At 47.3% G+C, this 20,303-nt stretch carries 21 protein-coding genes and 1 pseudogene; 12 read left to right on the forward strand and 10 right to left on the reverse strand.

Translation table 11 applies throughout. The annotated features are described in order from the left end of the window. Positions 1–15: 15 nt before the first annotated feature. A complete protein-coding gene (gene dnaN / locus JZ784_RS17090) occupies positions 16–1,164 on the reverse strand; it encodes a DNA polymerase III subunit beta (protein WP_346315726.1) in 1,149 nt (382 codons plus the stop codon). A gap of 111 nt (positions 1,165–1,275) precedes the next feature. Beyond that, positions 1,276–2,655 carry a chromosomal replication initiator protein DnaA gene (gene dnaA, locus JZ784_RS17095; RefSeq protein WP_005006478.1) on the reverse strand — a complete coding sequence of 460 codons (1,380 nt, stop codon included), beginning with the start codon at positions 2,653–2,655 and terminating at the stop codon, positions 1,276–1,278. 651 nt (positions 2,656–3,306) lie between these two features. On the opposite strand from dnaA, the gene rpmH reads away from it, so the two are divergent. The 5 genes from rpmH to mnmE all read left to right on the forward strand — a co-directional run bounded on the left by rpmH (position 3,307) and on the right by mnmE (position 7,429). Next, complete coding sequence (gene rpmH / locus JZ784_RS17100) at positions 3,307–3,441, forward strand: 50S ribosomal protein L34 (RefSeq protein WP_000831329.1); 135 nt, start codon at positions 3,307–3,309, stop codon at positions 3,439–3,441. 34 nt (positions 3,442–3,475) lie between these two features. Next, a complete protein-coding gene (rnpA, locus tag JZ784_RS17105) occupies positions 3,476–3,868 on the forward strand; it encodes a ribonuclease P protein component (RefSeq protein WP_005006481.1) in 393 nt (130 codons plus the stop codon). Between the two features lie 9 nt (positions 3,869–3,877). Then, entirely contained in the window at positions 3,878–4,204 is a 327-nt protein-coding gene (yidD, locus tag JZ784_RS17110; RefSeq protein ID WP_005006484.1) for a membrane protein insertion efficiency factor YidD, read from the forward strand. A gap of 2 nt (positions 4,205–4,206) precedes the next feature. Further along, complete coding sequence (gene yidC, locus JZ784_RS17115) at positions 4,207–5,970, forward strand: membrane protein insertase YidC (protein ID WP_005006486.1); 1,764 nt, start codon at positions 4,207–4,209, stop codon at positions 5,968–5,970. Positions 5,971–6,073: 103 nt separating this feature from the next. Next, positions 6,074–7,429, forward strand: a complete 1,356-nt coding sequence (gene mnmE, locus JZ784_RS17120; protein WP_346315727.1) for a tRNA uridine-5-carboxymethylaminomethyl(34) synthesis GTPase MnmE — start codon at positions 6,074–6,076, stop codon at positions 7,427–7,429. A 57-nt stretch (positions 7,430–7,486) separates the two neighbouring features. Here the strand turns inward: mnmE and JZ784_RS17125 are convergent, their stop codons facing one another. Both JZ784_RS17125 and JZ784_RS17130 read right to left on the reverse strand, forming a co-directional pair. Next, complete coding sequence (locus JZ784_RS17125; protein WP_346315744.1) at positions 7,487–8,668, reverse strand: MFS transporter; 1,182 nt, start codon at positions 8,666–8,668, stop codon at positions 7,487–7,489. Positions 8,669–8,792: 124 nt separating this feature from the next. Next, positions 8,793–9,059 (reverse strand): metal/formaldehyde-sensitive transcriptional repressor, encoded by a 267-nt coding sequence (locus tag JZ784_RS17130; RefSeq protein ID WP_346315728.1) that lies wholly within the window; start codon positions 9,057–9,059, stop codon positions 8,793–8,795. A gap of 54 nt (positions 9,060–9,113) precedes the next feature. Here JZ784_RS17130 and dmeF point away from each other — a divergent pair. Both dmeF and JZ784_RS17140 read left to right on the forward strand, forming a co-directional pair. Beyond that, positions 9,114–10,065 (forward strand): annotated as a pseudogene (dmeF, locus tag JZ784_RS17135) (CDF family Co(II)/Ni(II) efflux transporter DmeF); the annotation flags it as partial. 98 nt (positions 10,066–10,163) lie between these two features. Then, positions 10,164–10,865, forward strand: a complete 702-nt coding sequence (locus JZ784_RS17140) for a DsbC family protein (protein ID WP_026253375.1) — start codon at positions 10,164–10,166, stop codon at positions 10,863–10,865. Positions 10,866–10,973: 108 nt separating this feature from the next. Here JZ784_RS17140 and JZ784_RS17145 read toward each other — a convergent pair whose 3' ends face one another. From JZ784_RS17145 to guaD, 3 genes are all read right to left on the reverse strand, one after another. Beyond that, complete coding sequence (locus JZ784_RS17145) at positions 10,974–11,231, reverse strand: GlsB/YeaQ/YmgE family stress response membrane protein (protein ID WP_346315729.1); 258 nt, start codon at positions 11,229–11,231, stop codon at positions 10,974–10,976. A gap of 179 nt (positions 11,232–11,410) precedes the next feature. Continuing rightward, positions 11,411–11,938: a hypoxanthine phosphoribosyltransferase gene (hpt, locus tag JZ784_RS17150; protein ID WP_005006503.1), complete on the reverse strand. Its 528-nt coding sequence runs from the start codon at positions 11,936–11,938 to the stop codon at positions 11,411–11,413. A 220-nt stretch (positions 11,939–12,158) separates the two neighbouring features. Beyond that, complete coding sequence (gene guaD, locus JZ784_RS17155; RefSeq protein ID WP_346315730.1) at positions 12,159–13,484, reverse strand: guanine deaminase; 1,326 nt, start codon at positions 13,482–13,484, stop codon at positions 12,159–12,161. A 103-nt stretch (positions 13,485–13,587) separates the two neighbouring features. Between guaD and JZ784_RS17160 the strand changes: the two genes are divergently transcribed. After that, on the forward strand, positions 13,588–14,172 hold the full coding sequence (locus tag JZ784_RS17160; protein ID WP_346315731.1) for a nucleotidyltransferase family protein: 585 nt from the start codon (positions 13,588–13,590) through the stop codon (positions 14,170–14,172). Between the two features lie 80 nt (positions 14,173–14,252). Here JZ784_RS17160 and JZ784_RS17165 read toward each other — a convergent pair whose 3' ends face one another. Beyond that, a complete protein-coding gene (locus tag JZ784_RS17165) occupies positions 14,253–15,218 on the reverse strand; it encodes a TerC family protein (protein ID WP_346315732.1) in 966 nt (321 codons plus the stop codon). Between the two features lie 313 nt (positions 15,219–15,531). Beyond that, positions 15,532–16,740 (reverse strand): sugar transporter, encoded by a 1,209-nt coding sequence (locus JZ784_RS17170; protein ID WP_346315733.1) that lies wholly within the window; start codon positions 16,738–16,740, stop codon positions 15,532–15,534. Positions 16,741–16,869: 129 nt separating this feature from the next. Between JZ784_RS17170 and JZ784_RS17175 the strand changes: the two genes are divergently transcribed. From JZ784_RS17175 to JZ784_RS17185, 3 genes are all read left to right on the forward strand, one after another. Beyond that, a complete protein-coding gene (locus JZ784_RS17175; RefSeq protein WP_005006515.1) occupies positions 16,870–17,151 on the forward strand; it encodes a GNAT family N-acetyltransferase in 282 nt (93 codons plus the stop codon). 344 nt (positions 17,152–17,495) lie between these two features. Next, positions 17,496–17,780, forward strand: coding sequence for a GNAT family N-acetyltransferase (locus JZ784_RS17180; RefSeq protein ID WP_346315734.1), 285 nt, complete (start codon positions 17,496–17,498; stop codon positions 17,778–17,780). Between the two features lie 112 nt (positions 17,781–17,892). After that, complete coding sequence (locus tag JZ784_RS17185; protein WP_346315735.1) at positions 17,893–18,249, forward strand: hypothetical protein; 357 nt, start codon at positions 17,893–17,895, stop codon at positions 18,247–18,249. Positions 18,250–18,308: 59 nt separating this feature from the next. On the opposite strand, the gene mpl is transcribed toward JZ784_RS17185, so the two are convergent. Further along, complete coding sequence (gene mpl, locus JZ784_RS17190; RefSeq protein ID WP_346315736.1) at positions 18,309–19,676, reverse strand: UDP-N-acetylmuramate:L-alanyl-gamma-D-glutamyl-meso-diaminopimelate ligase; 1,368 nt, start codon at positions 19,674–19,676, stop codon at positions 18,309–18,311. Between the two features lie 253 nt (positions 19,677–19,929). Here mpl and JZ784_RS17195 point away from each other — a divergent pair, with 253 nt between their 5' ends. Beyond that, positions 19,930–20,268: a DMT family protein gene (locus JZ784_RS17195; RefSeq protein ID WP_005006524.1), complete on the forward strand. Its 339-nt coding sequence runs from the start codon at positions 19,930–19,932 to the stop codon at positions 20,266–20,268. Positions 20,269–20,303 lie beyond the last annotated feature (35 nt).

Here is a 20,303-nt window from a genome sequence, read left to right on the forward strand (position 1 = left end):
TATTTTATAAAAAAATTAAACGCGCATCGGCATCACAACATAGGTTTGATCCGGCTTTGTCGGATCCTGCACCAATACCGACTGGTTGGCTTCCGTCATGGTCATTGAAACATCATCGCCATCCAGCACGCTCAGCACATCCAGCAGATATTGCGCATTGAACGACATTTCCATTGGCGCATCAGCATATTGGATCGCCAAATCTTCAATCGCCTCATCTTGTTCAGGGTTATTGGCGCGCAACTGCAATGTATCTGCATCAAAATTCAGAAACACGCCGCGCAATTTTTCATTACTTAAAATTGCCACGCGCTGCAAAGACTGCTTAAACACGTCATGCGCAATCACCACATTTTTATCGCCGCCGCGGGGAATAACACGGCGGTAATCCGGGAATTTTCCGTCAATCAATTTAGTCGTGAAACGCACGGTAATGTCACCTTGCTCTTTGTCACGGTTTGGAATGCGGATGGTCACATTCAGCAGTTCACGGCCAATCAGCAAAGACAACTGTTCGTCTTCAACGCTGAGCAAGCGCTGCAGCTCACCCACTGCCTTACGCGGCGCAATCGCTTGAACCAGCTGAGCGGAATTGGAAGATGCCGCGGTTTCACACAGCGCCAAACGGTGGCCATCAGTCGTCACTGCGCGCAGCTGATTTTGATCAATTTCCAGCAAAGTGCCCGTGAGGTAGAAACGCACATCCTGCACAGCCATAGCAAAAGAAGTTTTTTCAAATAAACGCTTTAATTCACGCTGCGTCACGGTTACCTGTGTGCCCTGCGTATTTTCTGTATTCAGCAAAGGGTAATCTTCTGCCGGCAAAGTGCCTAAAACAAAACGGCTATTGCCTGACTTTAAGATACAGCGCATATCTTCAGTAATCTGCAAATCAATCAGCGCTGCTGAAGGCAGAGATTTGCAGATATCCATTAATTTCCGCGCAGGCACAGTCGTTTCACCAGCCTGAAGGCAAGCGCCGTCTGCAAGCGGTGTGCTGGCAACCAATTCAACTTCTAAATCTGAACCGGTAATGGTCAGCGCCTGCTCAGTAACCTGAATCTTCACGTTAGATAAAATGTTTAAGGTATGGCGACGTTCAACCGCTCCTACGACATGTGATAGAACATTCAGTAAGTTTTCTTTCGCGATTTTTAAACGCACGATACTTTCCTCTAAAAATGAAGATTATGAACAGATAAATTGATTTTTTAACAGTGTACTATGCGGCAGAATATGCCGCATTGCAAGAACAGAATTTAAGCAAAAATACTATCAGCTTTGCAGTAAACGGAGCAGGTTTTTGTAGTCTTCATTGAAGATCGGATCCTCTTCACGCAAGCTCTGCACTTTTTCACAGGCATGCATGACCGTACTGTGATCGCGTCCGCCAAATGCCATGCCGATTTCAGGAAAACTGTCACCGGTCAGTTCACGGGCAAGCCCCATCGCGAGCTGGCGCGGACGGGCATAAATGCGGGTGCGTTTCGGGCCAATCAGTTCTTTTAAAGGAATTCTAAAGTATTCGCTGACCACACGCTGGATATTCTCCGTACTGATTGTGCGCGCGCGGATCGCCAAAACATCCTTCAAAGACTCACGCACCACTTCTAAATCAATCGGTGTGCCTTTGAAACGTGAAATCGCAACAACTTTGTTGAGCGCGCCTTCCAATTCACGGACGTTTGCAACTACTTGCTGCGCAATAAACAGCGCGCAGTTGCGCGGCAATTCCACATTATTGCTTTCAGCTTTCTTCAGTAAAATTTCAATCCGGGTTTCAATATCAGGAGGTTCCACTCCCACCGACAAGCCCCATGAAAAACGGGACACCAAACGCGGATCAAGCTCTGTCAATTCCTTAGGATAACGGTCTGAAGTCAAAATAATTTGCTTTGATTCATCGAGCAGCGCATTGAACGTATAGAAAAACTCAACCAAGCTTGCCTCTTTGCCGGCAAGCAAGTGAATATCATCAACCAAAAGCAAATCTAATGAGCGGCAATTTTTCTTGAATTCTTCAACTTTCCCCTGCTGAAGCGAACTGACAAAGTCTTGAACAAAACTTTCTGCAGTCATATACATCACGCGGGCATTAGGTTTTGCCTGCAGCAGGGCATTTCCGACAGCCTGCATTAAATGTGTTTTACCTAAGCCTGTTGGACCATACAAAAACAGCGGATTATGCTGTGATGCGCCTAGCTGAGTAAGCACTTTTCGGCAAGTTTCAGCAGCCATTTGGTTAGAACGGCCTTCAACAAATAAAGAGAAGGTAAATAAAGGATTCAGCTGGCGCTTACGGCTGTTTTTTCCTGCTGTTTCCTCTTTCTCTTTTCTAGGCTTCGCCATAGGTGCAGGAACAGATTCCAATGCAGCAGTGGTAGTTGCAGGCTGTTCATTTGCAGACAAAATTGCGCCCGGCCTTGAATCGACCAAAATTTCAACTTTGCGCACGCGGCCTTCAGACAGCTGTTCCGCTAAAATTGAAATCAGCTCTAAATGATGCTCTTGAATATAGCGTGTCCAATAAGGATTCGGCGCAAATAAACGTAACGTGTCTTCTGCTTCTTCTGCCACTAATGGCCGGATCCACATTGTAAAGACATTGCCGGATAACTCTTGGCGCAAACGAGTTAAGCAATCTGTCCAAAGCATGTGAAACCCCTATTTCAATCCATTGTGCATAAAAAAATACGTTCTGCCCGCCCAAGCGGGCCGCCATTCTAACCAAGTTATCCACATCTGTCATGGTTAATTCAGTGCTTTTTGGCTAAAAAATCGCAATTCAGTCTAAATTTAAATTTAAAACCCAGTGTGGATAACCTTACCCACAGGCTGTGGATAAAATATACCATGAAGTTATCCACAATGTATCAAAATTATAAAAACAGAGTTATTCACAATGCATTCTTTTGTTATTTATTGGTTTATTGCCGATTTCCACAGAAAATAAGCCTCCTAATAATAATAAATTTAAATTTTAAAATTTGAATTTAATAATAACAGCGGCTGTTTTTGGGGATAACTCGAGATACAGATTAAATTCAAATTTAAACCGCAGTGTAAATTTAAAACCAGGCGCCTATTGTGGATAAACTTGTTGGTAAACTTGATGATAAGTTAATAAATCATTATAAACAGCATCTTACCTTGTGTGTAACTTTATTTGGGTTTAATTGGTATAGAAAGACATAAATTACAATTTAGGCTTAATTTTGAAAGAAAACTTGTTTTTCATTGACAGCTCAAGCAATGAGCACTAAAATCGCGAACCTTTATAGAAAGATCACTTTTTGGAGTTTCGACATGAAACGTACTTTCCAGCCTTCTGAATTGAAACGTAAACGTGTTCACGGTTTCCGTGCCCGTATGGCTACAAAAGCTGGCCGTCAAGTATTGGCTCGCCGCCGTGCTAAAGGCCGTCATAGCTTAACTGTTTAATTTAATCAGTTAGCGCTATAGCGACTTGGGCGTTATGACAGCACTTTATGGCTTCAGCACAGATGTACGCATACACTGTGCTGCCGATTATAAAAGTGTCTTCGATGGTGCGCTTTTTAAAGTGCATCAGCCCCATTTCTTATTTCTTGCAAAACATTCCGAACTGCAGAATAGTCGTTTGGGTATTGTTGTTGCCAAGAAAAAAGTGCGCCGCGCACACGAACGAAATCGAGTAAAACGCCTTGCTCGCGAAAGTTTTCGCCTGCATCAGCAGCAATTAAGTGAATTGGATATTGTCGTCATGCCCAAAGCTGGCATTGATGCAGTACCTAATGCCGAATTGCATCAGCAATTACAATTTGCTTGGCAAAAGCTGAACCGCCTTGCCAAAAAGCATTCAAAAATAGCTCCCTCCCCGCAAAAGTAGAGATGGCCAATGGTACATTTACTGCATTGGTTGATCCGTTTTTATCAGATTGCGATTAGTCCGCTGCTCGGACCCCGCTGCCGCTATATTCCTACGTGCTCACAATATTCATTGGAAGCAGTCCATTTGCATGGCGCTGCGCGTGGAACTTGGCTGTCTGTTAAGCGCATTTGCCGCTGCCATCCCTGGGGCGGGTCGGGCTATGATCCTGTGCCGAGCAAAAAAGCTGTCCGTTTTATTTCATTTCAGCAAATAGATTCTCAAACGCTTCACGTTGCTGTACCCTTTCGTGATCGTTTATTGAACCAAAATCACTCTAACCACTTGGGGTATTAGATATGCAACAATGGGCCAGGATTGCTATTCTCGGGGCCATGTTTGTTGTCGCATATTTGCTCATTTTGGCTTGGCAAAAAGATTACGGTCATGCAGACAGCAAACCGCAGCAAACCGCTGCTGTTGTGTCACATGAAGTATCTGCAGATTTGCCGAACAGCCAAACTGCCGCAGCATCATCCGATGTGCCGCAGGCAAATATTGCAGCGCAGCAGACAGCAGACGCCACTGCACCTGTAAGTCAACAGCTAGTTTCAGTGAAAACTGACCTTTACCACCTTTGGATTAACCCGAAAGGCGGCGATATTGTTCGTGTTGAATTACTCAATCATGACAAAAATAAAGACAGTGATGAACCTTTTGTCATGCTGGAAAGCGATGCCAAGCGCACTTATGTCGCTCAATCGGGCCTGATTGGCTTGAATGGTCCAGACAGTGCGCGCACTGGCCGTCCAACGTATGAAGTTGAAAAAGCTTCTTACAGCCTGGCTGATGCGAAGTCTGCTCAAAGTAAAGACGGTAAAGCTGAAAAAGTTTTAACTGTGCCGATGCTGCTGAAAACAGCTGATGGCGTAGAAATCATTAAAACTTTCACCTTTAAGCAAGGCGAATATCCGATTGTCGTCAGCTACAAAATTGTGAACCGCAGCAGCCAAAATTGGCAGGGCCAGATGTTTGGCCAGCTGAAGCGCGATAACTCGGAAGATCCTGGGAAATCAGACCAAGGTATTTTCACTTTGGGAACTTTCTTAGGGGGCGCTTGGGGGACACCAGATGAGAACTACAATAAGCTGAAATTTGCCAACTTCAATGATGAAAAATTGAATGTTGACGCTAAAGGCGGCTGGGTTGCGATAGTGCAGCATTACTTTGTCAGCGCATGGATTCCGGGTGAGTTAAAATTGACTCAGGCGGATGGCCAGCCATTTGCTGCGAAATTAGAGTCACGTAAATCAAATGATGGCATGAACATCATTGGCTTTACCTCTCCGGCAATTAATGTTCCTGCCGGCACGGCAGCGGAAGTGGATGCGACGTTCTATTCAGGTCCAAAAATTCAATCTGAATTGAAAGATCTTGCGGCAGGCTTAAACCAGACTGTTGATTATGGCTGGCTGTGGCCGATTGCGAAGCTGCTGTTCATTGGCTTGCAATTCTTCCATGGCTTAGTGGGCAACTGGGGCTGGTCCATTATTCTATTGACAGTTCTGGTGAAATTGATTCTTTGGCCGCTGTCGTCTAAGAGCTACCGCTCGATGGCGAAAATGCGGGTGATTGCGCCAGAAATGCAGCGCATGAAAGAAGAGTTCGGTGAAGACCGCATGCGTTTCTCGCAAGAAATGATGGCGCTGTATAAGCGTGAACAAGTGAACCCGCTGTCGGGCTGCTTGCCATTATTGCTGCAAATGCCGATTTTCCTTGCGCTGTACTGGGTGTTGATGGAGTCCGTTGAACTGCGTCATGCGCCATGGTTAGGCTGGATTCAAGATTTATCTGCAATGGACCCATGGTTTATCCTGCCATTGCTGATGGGCGCCACCATGTTCATCCAGCAAAGCTTGAACCCGCAGCCGGCGGACCCGATGCAGGCGAAAGTCTTCAAGGTTATGCCGATTATCTTCACCGTCTTTATGCTGTTCTTCCCTGCAGGCTTGGTTCTGTACTGGATCTGCAACAACAGCATCACCATTTTGCAGCAGACTCTGATTAACAAGAGTGTTGCAAAAGAGCGTGAAAAGCGTGACGGAGCGACTCCAGCAAACTAAGTATTGCTGATGAGCTGAATAAATCCGCTTAAGATGGTAATCTTAGGCGGATTTTTCTTTGCCTGTCATTTTAGATTTTGAGGTAGATATTTAGGTGAGTACCATGCAAAACCGAACCACGATTGCTGCAATTGCAACTCCGCCAGGACGCGGCGGCGTCGGGGTGATTCGCCTGTCTGGGCCAAAATCTTATGCCATTGCAGAAGCGCTGAGCCAAACGGCGCTGCCGAAAGCGCGCTATGCCGGTTTCCGCAAGTTTTTGGATGAGCGCGGAGAAGTGATGGATGAAGGCTTGGTAATTTGCTTTCCAAATCCGCACTCATTTACCGGTGAAGATGTGGTGGAACTGCAAGGGCATGGCGGGCCTGTGATTCAAAATGCTTTGCTGGCGCGCTTATTGGAATTGGGCGCAACAGCAGCCAAAGCGGGCGAATTTTCGATGCGCGCTTTTGAAAATGGCAAGATGGATTTGGTGCAGGCGGAAGCGATTGCTGATTTGATTGATGCGACCTCTCAGGCTGCTGCCCGTTCGGCCGTACGTTCTTTGCAAGGCGCATTTTCCAGCAAAGTCAATACGGTGCTGGAAAACTTGATCCACCTGCGCCTGCATGTGGAAGCGGCTATTGATTTTCCTGAAGAAGAAATCGACTTTTTGGCGGATGGTAAAATTTTAAAATTGCTGGATGACGTGCGTGACTCAGTGACTGCGGTGCAGCAGTCTGCGCGGCAAGGGCAATTGCTGCGGGAAGGCCTGCAGGTGGTGATTGCCGGCAAGCCTAATGCCGGAAAATCCTCACTGCTGAATACTTTGGCCGGTGTGGAACGCGCTATTGTGACGGATATTGCGGGAACCACCCGTGATGTGCTGCATGAGAAAATCACTTTAAATGGCTTGCCGATTACCCTGACCGATACCGCTGGCTTGCGCGAAACGGGCGATGTGGTGGAAAAAGAAGGCATCCGCCGCGCCATTAAAGAAATTGAACAGGCTGATTTGCTGCTGCTGGTGTATGACCTGAGCCAGGGAGAAGACCCGCTGTTGCTGGCGCAGCATTACTTTGCGGAACATATTGAACCTAAACGGTTGATGCTGATAGGCAACAAATGTGATTTAACGGGCGCCGCACCCGCGTTAAGCGATTATCAGGGCTTCCGCAGTATTACGGTGTCAGCCAAGCTGGAAACAGGTGTTCAGGCGCTGGTAGATGCGATTACAGCGCATGCAGGCTTCCAGCCAGAAGAAGACACCTTTATTGCCCGTACGCGCCATTTAGACGCAATGAAGCGCACTCAGCACTATCTTGCTGAAGCGCGTGAACAGCTGACGGTCTATCATGCTGGTGAATTGGTGGCTGAATCCCTGCGCCTTGCGCAAAATGCGCTGGGCGAAATTACCGGCGATTTCAGCGCAGATGATTTGCTGGGCAAGATCTTCGGTTCATTCTGTATTGGAAAGTAAAGTTCCAAACGTAAAAAAGCCCTCGGATGAGGGCATTTTTTATGGCTGAAAATCAGTTTAATGCTGCAAAGGGGCCTGCAGCCTGCGCTGAAAAATCAGCAAAATGAAACACAGCGCCCCAACCGCTGTGCAGAAGCCTAAAATGCCGGCAGCAAAACCGAAATGGTCGGAGAGATAGCCTACCCCGATAATCGGCAGAATTGTGCCTAAATAGGCGACAAATAAGTACGTCGACATGACGGCTGCGCGGTTTTCTGGCTGGGTCATGCCGTGAATCATGCCGAAAGCGCCCAGCAGCCCTAAGCCATGGCCCATGCCGGCGGCAAAAACACTGATAAAAAACAGTATGCTCCAATGCATGTAAACACAAAGTGACAGCAGCATGCAGCCTATAATCAATGAGAGCAGGCCGGCATTTAATGCTTTGCGCGGATTCATTTTCTTGGCGGTAAACTGAGACAGCGCAGACACCAGTAAAATGCTGGCAATTGCAGTCCCGCTGACTATGGGCCCATGCCAGGGAATAATATCTTTCACAAAAGAGGGCGCCAGTGACGCAAATAAGCTGAAGGATGCAAAAGCGCTGAAAGCGGTAAAGCCTGCAATATAGAATAGGCCATGATATTGGGCTTCAGGCAGCTGCAAATGCGGCGCGATGGAAAAAGGCTGTTTTTGCGTCGGCACATGTTTGACGGAAAATAGGCTGACTAAACAGACAATAGCTCCAGCAATAACGGGCAAATACGGGGTCATTAATGGCTTTGCTGAAAATTGCGCAATGATGCCGCCAATCAAAGGCCCTAAGCCAAAGCCGATAACGGTAATAATGGAACTGAGCTGCGGCGCGCTCTGCTTGTGGCTGTCTGGAATGGTGTAAATCAGCCCGAGCATTGCAGACGTGCTGATTAAGCCTGAAGCAATGCCGATCAGAAAGCGGGCAAAAGACAGGCTCAGCGCATTGGGAGAAATAGCGGACAATGCCAGGCCTGCAATCACAAACAGCATTCCGGCCTGCAGCGTTCTTAAAAAGCCGAAGCTGTTGCTGGCCCGGCCCAGAAACAGCAGCGTAGCCATGCAGCCGAACATATAGGCCACAAAAATATAAGTGATATGGCTGGGCAGCAGCTGCCACAGTTCCTGATAAATCGGGTACAGCGGACTGGCCAGCGCCGTACCGATGGTCCCCATAATCAGGGCAAGGCTGACCATAATGAATGGGCGCCAAGATTGAGAATTCATCATGAAGAAAGCCGCAGGATATTGCATTCAGCTGAGCTAAAAATGCAAGCAGTGAGAAAGGAGAGGATTATTTAAGCAGTGTACTGGCGATCGGCTTCCCGGGTCAATTTATCCTGCAAAAAACTTAGCCATACCTTTTCAGCAGTTTCATGAATTCGGCCAGTTCCGCTTCATTGACGGCCGCATCGGTGCCGATGACATGATGGCGCAAATGCGCTTCAATCAATTCATTCATCAGGCCATTCACAGCCCCTTTAATTGCGGCGGCCTGCTGCAGTACGGCAATGCATTCCGCATGGGGCTGCTGCAAAGACTGTTCAACAGCATTCAGCTGACCCTGCAGGCGCTTTACGCGGTTTAATATTTTTTTATCCTGATGCAAATGGCTCACATGCGGCTCCAAAAACAAATATACTATGGGGGAGTATAGGTTAAATGATTGAAAATGAATATTTCCCCATCTTCACGAATTCACACTCATCAGTTTGATGAAGGCAATCCGCTGGCGCAGAAACGCATTCTGCTGGCCGCTATTCTAACGGCAGTCATGATGCTGTTAGAAGTGGCGGGCGGATGGATTTTCAATTCCATGGCCTTGCTGGCGGATGGCTGGCATATGAGCTCGCACATGCTGGCGCTGGGATTGGCCTATATGGCTTACCGCGCAGCGCGGCATTATGCGCGGGATGCGCGCTTCAGTTTCGGCACATGGAAAATTGAAATTCTCGCAGGCTACAGCAGTGCGATTTTATTAATTGTCGTGGCTATTTTTATGGCCTTTCATTCTGCAGAGCGGCTGATGTTCCCTGTGCCGATACATTATGACGAAGCAGTTCCTATTGCGGTATTGGGCTTAATTATGAATCTGCTGTGTGCGTGGCTGCTGCATGATCACCATCACCATTATGAGCATGGGCAGGATCACGGCGCCCATCATGGCCATCATCATGATTTGAATCAAAAAGCTGCCTTTTTACATGTGGTTGCAGATGCCGTGACGTCAGTTTTAGCGATTATTGCGCTGATTGCCGGAAAATATATGGGCTGGAGCTTTCTGGATGCGCTGCTGGGGATTGCCGGCGCGGTATTGGTGGCGCGCTGGGCGGTTAGCCTAATTAAGGAAACTGGAAAAACCTTGCTGGATGCAGAAATGGATCATCCTGTTGTGGAAGAAATCCGTGAGGTGATTGAAGACTTGCCTGTTGCAGTCAAAATTACCGATTTGCATGTTTGGAAAGTCGCAAAAGGCAAGTTTTCCTGTATTTTAGCGCTGGAAACAGCGGAGGAATTGACTGCAGATCAAGTCCGTCATGCCTTGACGGTCCATGATGAAATTGTGCATGTTTCGGTCGAGATTAATCCGCTTGAATCAGTGCAGCGCTGTTCCACGTGAAACAGCGCTGCTGTTGTCTTTCCGTAAGCCTTGGAAAAAAATCTGTGTGATTGGCGATATTCCAAGTACACTTTGGCGCAAGAAACTTACATGGTGTATGTCATGATGAAAAAAATGGGTGCGCTGTTTTTAGCAGGCATGCTGTCACAGTGGGCAATGGCGGATGCTGCATCGGTGCAAAGCCAGCTGCAGAAAAACTATCCTTCATTGAAAATTGAAAATATTAAAACCACTGAGATGCCCGGCATTTACAGCGGTTCAGTGGGTGATCAGATTATCTATACCGGTGAGGGCGCTGAGCATATTTTAGTGGGTTCCATGATCCGGCTGAAAGATCAGAAAAATTTAACCAACACGCTGATGCTATCGCAAAATCAGGCGGATTGGAAAAAATTGCCGTTAAAAGATGCGATTAAAAGCGTGCGAGGAAATGGCAAACGCCAGCTCGCGGTCTTTTCTGACCCAAATTGCCCGTATTGCAAACAGCTTGAAGTAGAGCTGAGCAAGCTGAATGATGTCACCCTTTATACTTTTGTCCTGCCGTTGAAAGCGCAGTCAGTTGCGCCGTCCAAGCAGCTGTTTTGTGAGAAAGATCAGGCTTATGCATGGACGAATTTGATCTCTAAAGGCGTTCAGCCCAGCAGCCAAAAAAGCTGCGCGAACCCGATCGAGCGCAATATTCAGCTGGCGAAAAATTTAGGCGTGAATGGCACGCCGGCGATTATTTTTTCAAACGGCACCAAGCTGATGGGCGCCTACCCAGCTGCTGAAATTGAAAAAATCTGGCAAGAATTGGGCTTATAAAATAAAGCGGAACCGCTTTATTTTCTATAAAAAATCCCCCTGCTGCTGACGGGGGATTTTTTTATAGGTGAATTTCAGACTGACCGATTTCAGTTCAAGCATTGCAGTTTATGCAGAAGTTTTTTTGGAAACCATATTGTAAATAAACAGAATCACCAGCGCGCCGATGACCGAAGCGATAAAGCCGGCGGCAGAATTTTCACCATACCATCCCAGCAAGCGGCCGCCGTAAGTGGCGAGCAGCGAACCGGCAATACCCAGCAATGTCGTCACAATAAACCCGGCTTTATCGTCTCCAGGGTGAATGGCGCGGGCGATTAAACCGGCAACAAAGCCGACAACGATTGCCACAATAAGTGACCACATGAGTATTCTCCTTTTTTATCATGCCTTTGTTATTGCATCATGCTCATGCTTTTATCTTGGAATAGATAGACATGAAGGAAAAGGCAGGTTCAGCTAAGAACTGTTGTTTTTTTGTTCGGTGCTTTTAAAATATAAAAAAAGCAGCCAACGGCCGCTTTTTCGCATCCGAATAGTCTGTATTACAGGCCAATCTCGCCAATAAATGGAATATGACGGTATTTTTGATCAAAGTCTAATCCATAGCCGACAATAAATTTGTCTTCCACTTCAAAGCCGAGGAAACGCACGTCTAAGTCAATTTCACGGCGTGACGGCTTGCTGACCAGCGTGCAGAGTTCAATAGAATTCGGACCGCGGGTTTGTAAAATTTCCAGAACTTTGCTTAAGGTATTGCCTGAATCGATAATATCTTCGACCACCAAAACATCTTTGCCCCGGATATCGCCGTCTAAATCTTTTAAAATTTTCACATCGCGGGTAGATGCGGTTCCGCTGCCATAGCTCGACACTGTCATAAAGTCGAGTTCATGCGGCTTGGCAATTGCGCGGCATAAATCCGCCATAAAAATGACAGAACCGCGCAGCAGGCCAATCAATACCAGTTCTTTGCTGCTGTTGGCATAATGTGCATCAATGATAGCGCCAAGCTCTTTGACTTTAGCTTGAATTTCTTCAGTGGAAATCAATACGCTCATTTGAACAGTCATGGGTAGATACCTAAAAAAAAATCAAAAACATCAAAATAAAAAAGGCGTTGACCAGCAACACCTCTAAAGATGCCCTGATTTTAATACAACTTCAGGGGGGATGCATCCTTTTTGCCGATGAAAATGTAATCGCTGCGGCGCAGCACAGGCGCCGCGCTTTAGAATCTGCAGCCTGCCCAGCCGCAGAATAGCGCCGCTGGGCTCAGATTCAGAGTGCTGTTCAGGCTTTTGCTGTTTTGAGGTAAGCGCGCTGTCCGTAAATATATGTTGCATGTATATTGCGGTCATCGCCCATCATCATCAGGGCAAACACGCTGTCTTCCAGACCTTTGGCACGTGACTGGCGCAGCTGCTGCAACGCTGTCGGCTGAAGGTCCAGCACCACAAAGTCCGCTTCTTTGCCTAGATTGAAATTGCCCAGCTTCTCCGCTAAATCCAGCGCCTTGGCGCCGCCCAGCGTCGCATGATACAGCGCCTCAAATGCCGACAGCTTGCTGCCTTGCAGCTGCTGGACTTTATAGGCTTCCTGAATGGTCTGCAGCTGATTGAAGGATGTGCCTGCGCCAATATCTGTGCCCAGCCCGACTTTGACCTGTTTGTCCCACGTTTTTTTCAAGGGAAATAGGCCGCTGCCCAAGAACAGGTTGGAGGTTGGGCAGAAGGCAATCGCAGAATCTGTCTGATGCATGCAGTCCCACTCATGCTCTTCTAAATGCACGCAGTGTGCAAATACAGAACGCGAACCTGTTAAGCCATAGTGACGGTATACATCTAAATAGCCATTTTGTTCTGGATACAGTTCTTTCACCCAGGCAATTTCATTCTTATTTTCACTTAAATGGGTATGCACATACACATCCGGGTATTCGGCTTTGAGCTCCCCTGCCCGCGCTAGCTGTTCGGGGGTTGAGGTTGGCGCAAAGCGCGGCGTGATGGCATACAGATTCCGGCCTTTGCCGTGCCATTTTTCAATTAAGGCTTTTGAATCGCTGTAAGCGCTATCTGCAGTATCACAAAGCGCGTCTGGCGCATGGCGGTCCATCATGACTTTTCCGGCAATTAAACGCATTTGATGCTGCTCTGCGGCTGCAAAGAGTGCATCAACCGATTGCGGATGCACGGTGCAGAACACCAGCGCGGTGGTGGTGCCGTTTTTCAGCAGCTCCTGCACAAAAAATGCGGCGATTTTCTGCGCATAGGCTGGGTCAGAAAACTGCATTTCGGTCGGAAATGTATAGGTATTCAGCCATTCCAGCAGCTGTTCTCCGTATGCGCCGATCATTTCTGTTTGCGGGAAATGGATGTGGGTGTCGATAAAGCCCGGAACAATCAGCTGATCGGGATAGTGCTGCACCTCAACCTGTTCAGGGATCAGGCGCTGCCCTTCATCCCATGGGCCAAACCATTGGATGATGCCATTTTCACTGAGAAGTAAACCATCTTCTACATATCGCACTTGGTCGTGAATTTCACGCGCTTGGGCAACCGTATTCTGAATATCGAGGAAGCGGCCGCGAACCGCCGTCGTTGCAATTACAGAAGACATTGATAACCTGCGTTTTTGAATTTTTTCAGTTGATTGTACCGTAAAATGGGCTTCGCTTCGCTTCTATTGCTGTTTCAAACTATGCAGGGTACCGATCAAAATTATGCCGCAGCCTTTTTCTAAATCATCCTATACCGCGCAGCTCAAAGCGTTTATTGCAGCGCATCATGAACTCATGCAGATCCTGCAGGCTTTGCGTGAAATTGAAGCACAGGCCTATTTGGCGGCTGGGGTGATCCGCAACAGCATCTGGGCGCAGCTGCATGAACAGGCTTATCCGCTGCATCAGACTGAAATTGATGTGGTGTATTTTGATGCGCAGGATGATGGAACAGGTGAACAGCAGATCCGTAACAAGCTGGAAACAGCATTTCCTGACATGCTGTGGGATGTTGTCAATCAGGCTCGGGTGCACCATTGGTACCGCATGGACAATGGCAATAGCATTGCGCCCTTTTCTTCTTTGGCTCAGGCTTTGGCGGTGTGGCCTGAAACAGCAACGGCTGTTGCAGTGCAGCTGGATGCTTCGGGGCAGCTTAAAATCATCGCGCCCTTAGGGCTGCAGGATTTATTTGAACTGAAGTTAAGATGGAATCCCGCTATGGTCAGCTATGCTGTATTTCAGCGCAGGCTGAACGATAAAGCATTTTTAACGAGATGGCCTGAATTGCAGCTGATTTCTAGCTAGGCGGAGATGAGAAAGCCCTCCTTGCGGAAGGCTTTTTTGACTTATTCAGCAGCAGCCCATGGCTGAACAGCAGTTAAGCATTACAGCGTTGTTTCATGGTGTTTCTTGCTGTGGCGGATCGATAGCCATGCCGTAATGCCAAGCGTGATGACGATAAATCCGAGTGAAATCCAGATCGGCATATGGAACACATCCAGCATCAGCATTTTAAAGCCGATAAAGAGCAGAATCAGGCCCAAGCCATACGGCAGGTAATGCATTTTGGATGCAGCGCCAGACAGCAGGAAGAACATGGCGCGCAGGCCTAAAATCGCCATCAAGTTTGCGGTTAAGACAATAAACGGATCGGTGGTAACGGCAAAGATGGCCGGAATGGAATCAACTGCAAAAATGACATCGGATGCTTCCACTAAAATCAGCACTAAAAATAAGGGGGTTGCCCACAGCATGCCATTTTGGCGGACAAAGAATTTATCGCCTTGCATTTGCGGCGTAATGCGCAGGTGCTTGCGCAGCCATTTTAAAATGGCCATATCTTCAATGTTTTTCTCTTCATCATCCTGGCCTTTCAGGAATTTGAAGCCGGTGTATACCAGGAATGCGCCGAAGATATACAGCACCCAGGAGAATTCCTGAACGAACCATGCGCCAATAAAAATAAAGACCGTGCGCAGGACAATGGCGCCTAAGACCCCGTAGAGTAAAAGCTTACGCTGCAACGCAGGCGGAATAGCAAAGGCGGCGAAAATCATCAGCCAGACAAAAACGTTATCGACCGCGAGGGATTTTTCTAAAAGGTAGCCGGCAAAATATTCCATCACCTTGGTATTGGCTATGGCGATGCCTGCAGTCTGCTGCAGATACAGCCAGAGTCCGCCGCCGAACAGCGCAGCCACAGATACCCAGGCAATGCTCCAGCAGGCTGCGGTTTTGACTTTGACTTCTTGGCCCTGACTGTTTCTAAAGCCTAAAAAGTCGATGATAAGCATGACGGCCACTAGGCCGAAAAATGCCAGATACAGCCACAAAGTGCCGATCGTTTCCATGTGAATCCTCCACATCTGACAATCGGCCATAAAAAAACCTTGACCTGCTGCCAGATGAATAAAAACATCTGTGACAACATGATCAAGGTCTTGCCTACATCGTCATCTTGAAAATGATCAATGCTCAGATACCGACTTTTTGCAAAGTGTAATGACGATATTCTGACACGCATCCACTCAAAAGAGTAAAGCGTTTGGAGGAGGCTACTCCCCTTGTTCAGCTAAATTCTGTTTTGGACTTGGTCCAAATTTGGCTAAATCATGGCAGATTTTTAAGCAATAAGCAAATTTTGCTGTCTAAATTTCTGCAGCTTTATCGGTGAGGAGCTGCGGGCGCGTTAAAGTCACGGCGCTGCACCAGCACGATAGCCAATAATGTGCCAAATACCGCAATAATGCCGCCGGCTATGCCAATATTGGACAGGCCGGAATGGATCGAGACCATGCCGCCCAGCAAGGCTCCGCCGCCGATGCCGATATTGTATAAGCCTGAATAGATCGCCATGGCGACATCGGTTGCATCAGAGGCCAGATTCAGCGTTTTAGACTGCAGGGCTAAACTGAAGCCAATGATGCCGACTCCCCAGATGAGGCACAAAACACTGAAAGTGCCGAAGCTGTGGGAAAGGGAAAGCATGAGCAGCATGGACACTGCCAAAAAAGCGGTAAATAGCGGAATCGCCAAGCGTGGAAATTTTGCGCCGAATTTGCTGAATAAATAAGAGCCGATAAAGCCTGCCCCGCCGTATATCAGCAGCAAGGCGGTGGTTTCAGCTGAGCTGAATGCGGCGATATTCAGCGCAAACGGTTCAATATAGCTGTAAGCGGTAAATTGCGCCGTAATCACAATCACGGTTAAGGCAAAGACCATCATCAGGCTGGGCCGTTTGGCAAAATCTTTTAAGCTGCTGAGTGAGCCTGAATTTTGGCTGGGCAGCTTGGGCAATGTTTTGGCTAAAGTCAGGCAAACGGCTAAGGCGCCGAAGGCAATTAAAGCGAAAGTATTGCGCCAGCCATAGCTTTCACCAATCATGCGGCCAAAAGGAATGCCCAGCACCATGGCCAGCGCTGTGCCGGTGGCCAATAAGCCTAAGGCTTGAAACTCTTTGCCTTTTGGCGCGACACGGACGGCCAGAGAGGCGGTAATGGCCCAAAACAGCGCATGTGAAAAAGCGATCCCAATCCGGCTGACCAGCAGCGCATTGAAACTCCATGCCGCATAAGACAGCACATGGCTGGCAATAAATATGGCAAACAGGCCAATCAATAGGAAACGCCGTTCAATGTTTTTGGTCAGCAGCATAATGGGCAATGAAATCGGCGCGACAATCCATGCATACAGCGTGATCATAATGCCGGCATCTGTCGCCGCCATATCAAAACTTTGGCCAATGTCGCTGAGCAAGGCGACTGGAATAAATTCGGTGGTATTGAAAATAAAAGCCGCAAAGGCAAGCGTAATTACGCTGATCCATTGACGGAATTCATTGGGTTGGTCACTGGGAGATGCAGCAGATGACATGAATTATGCATCCAAAAAAATATCCGCTTATTTTAAGGAGATGGTTTTGAATTGTTAAGCGCTATTGAATTGGCGGGCGGATTTGAATACAACAAAAGACGGAATAGCCAGACTGAGGAAAAGTAAACAATGATTGTGCAGCAGGATGATAATGGAAAAAAAGGCGCATTCTTTATAGAGCAAAATCATCAGCGCTTAGCTGAAATGACCTATTCATGGGCAGGCGCAGATAAATTGATTATTGATCATACGGATGTCAGCGATACGCTGCGCGGACAAGGCGTTGGGCGCCATTTGCTGGATGCGGCTGTACAGTTTGCCCGAGACCGCCAAATCAAAATTATGCCGCTCTGCCCTTTTGCCAAGTCGGTTTTTGCTAAAGATCCATCGATACGGGATGTACTGCTTTAAAATCCAAAAAACCTCCAGTCTGTATAGGGGGCAGATTGAAGGTTTTTTGAAAACTTTTGATGCCGTACAGCTGCGGCTGGCATCATGCTGTATCGGCTTTAGAAACGCGATTTGTACATCGAAATGCCCAGCAGCAAGGCAATCAGCAATAGAAACAGGACAGCAATCAGATAAATATCCATACATGGCACCCTTGAAAAATTTAAAAATAAATCATAATTTTGCAAACATACTTTAAGGTCGGGCCATTCAATTTTATATCCCTGAAATTGGGTATTTTTAAGCGTTAATCAGGGAAAACGTCTAATATTTCAAATTTTTAAATCTTGAGGTTTCATAGAATCATGCAAATACAGCATATTGATAACGGTATAAAAGGCGAATTTTTTATCAGCAATGAGGCGGGTCAGCATATTGCGGAAATCAGCTATATTTGGCGGGATGGCACAACCATTGATGCCAACCATACATGGGTGGATGATTCACTGCGCGGGCAAAGCGTGGCGCGTTTGCTGTTGGATGCTCTGGTTGATTTTTCACGTGAGAAGAACCTTAAAATTATCCCGACCTGCTCTTATGTTGATGTGATGTTTCGCCGTGAGAAAAGTTTTGAGGATGTTGCTGCTTAAGTATTCGACATTCATCGTGGTTCTAAGCATTAAGTTAAAATGAGATCGATATCGCTGCTATTGCAGCTCTAATTTGTACTTTGCTGCGCTGCAGATAGTGGAATTAAAGTATATGAAGACGCTTTTATCTATGGGCCTATTCTGTTCAATTGCCCCTTTATTGCATGCTGAAGATTGTGTAAAAATTGAGGAAAAGGCCGAACAAAAAGAAGTTCAGATCATTCCACGCTGGGGTATGAAAGTGATTGCTCCAACCAGAGTGTATTTTCATTCTGCACCGAGCAATGCGTGTAAAATCAAAGATCTGTTTATGATTAAAAATGACCATATCACTGCTTATAGCACTTATGATGATGGCCAAGAACAGTGGGTTTCGATCATGTATTTCAGCAAGCGTTTGGGAGACACGGTTCAAGGCTGGGCAAAACTGAAAGACTTTGAATATACCGGTACAATGTCTGGTTTTTAATTGAATAAGCTTGTAAAAAAACCCGCTACATGCGGGTTTTTCTTCTAAGCGGTACCCGCTTATTTTCCGTTTAAAGCATTGATCAGCTTCTGATGCAGTCCGCCAAAGCCGCCGTTCGACATGATCACCACTGCATCGCCCTCGCCTGCTTCTGCAGTCACAGTTTGAATGATGTCATCCAATGAGCGCGCGACCACAGCTTTGTTTGGCGCAGCCTCAATCACAGGCTGCAAGTCCCAGTCCAAACCTTCAGGCTGGTACCAGATCACTTCATCGGCCAAGCGGGCAGAATGCGCCAAACCATCTTTGTGGCTGCCCATGCGCATAGTGTTTGAACGCGGTTCAATAATCGCCCACAACTTACGCTCGCCTAAACGCTTACGTGCACCTTCTAGCGTAGTATCAATTGCGGTTGGGTGATGGGCAAAGTCATCATACACTTCAACGCCACGCACCGTGCCTAAAAGCTCCATACGGCGCTTCACGCCGCCAAAGTTTGACAGCGCTTCGCAGGCGGTTTCAATGCTCACACCCACGTGTTCTGCTGCGGCAATCGTCGCCAAAGCATTGGCCACGCTGTGCTGTCCGGTCATGTTCCATTGCACGGTGCCTTTCACCACGCCGTGCTGCAGCACTTTAAAGTGTGAACCGTCCGCAGACAGCTGTTCTGCATACAGTTCAGATTTATCATTGGCATCCAGCGACGTGCGCACTACAGGTGTCCAGCAGCCCATTTCCAGCACTTCATCAATATTGCTTTCCGTAATTGGCGCAATAATCCGGCCTTCGCTCGGGATGGTGCGCACCAGATGATGGAATTGTTTTTGAATGGCAGCCAAGTCATCAAAAATGTCGGCATGATCAAATTCAAGGTTATTTAAAATCGCGGTTTTAGGATGGTAATGCACGAATTTTGAACGCTTATCAAAAAAAGCAGAATCATATTCATCGGCTTCGACACAGAAGTATTTGCCGCCGCCTAAGCGTGCGCTTTCGCTGAAACCTAAAGGCACTCCGCCAATTAAGAACCCTGGGTTTAAGCCCGCTTGATCCAGCACCCAGGCCAGCATAGTAGTGGTGGTGGTTTTGCCATGCGTGCCTGCAACGCCTAAAACATGCTTGCCTTGCAGCACATGATCGGCCAAAAACTGCGGGCCGGAAATGTAAGGCAGGCCAACATTGAGCATATATTCCACGGCATCAATGCCGCGCTTCATGGCGTTGCCGACAATGACTAAATCCGGATGCGGCTGCAAATGGCTGCGGTCGTAGCCTTGCATTAAGGTAATGCCTGCATTTTCAAGCTGGGTAGACATTGGCGGATAAACATTCGCATCAGAACCCGTGACTTTATGGCCTAAATCCCGCGCCAAAAGTGCCAGCGAGCCCATAAAGGTGCCGCAAATACCCAAAATATGCAGATGCATATGCTTAACTCCACTGCTCTATAGACACATCACTTCATTATTGTGGTGTTGTCGTGATTAATTCGATTTGAAGGCAACGATAGCAAGGGTTTTAGCGAAAAGATAGTTTTTCTTGTATCTATTCAGGCGTTTTTAAAAGCATTTTTAAATCTGCCATTTCTACCGGTTTTTCCGCATTGGCGCTGCATGTAAAACGCATGCATTTTTGGCAGAACAACGTAAACTATGAGGCGGTAATTTCGGATGCTTAATTATGGCCCTTCCCCTTTTATTGCTGATCATTTCAAACTGCTTTATGACCTTGGCTTGGTATGGGCATTTAAAATTTCTGCACGGCGCGCCGCTGTGGCAAGCGATTTTATTTGGCTGGGTGATTGCCCTGCTGGAATACAGCTTTATGATTCCTGCGACACGCCTGTTGGCGCAGCACGGCTGGTCGATGGGACAGATGAAAATTACGCAGGAAGCGGTCACGCTGCTGGTGTTTGTGCCTTTTATGATTTTTCTGTTTAAGCAGCCGTTTAAGCTGGATTATTTATGGGCGGGCGGCTGCCTTTTAGGCTGTATTTATTTTGTGTTCAGAAGCCAATGACTGGGCGCGAAGCATTTAAGCGCAAGGCTGAAAAA

The organism is Acinetobacter sp. CWB-B33, from assembly GCF_039655955.1.
GTDB classification, from domain to species: Bacteria; Pseudomonadota; Gammaproteobacteria; order Pseudomonadales; family Moraxellaceae; genus Acinetobacter; species Acinetobacter bouvetii.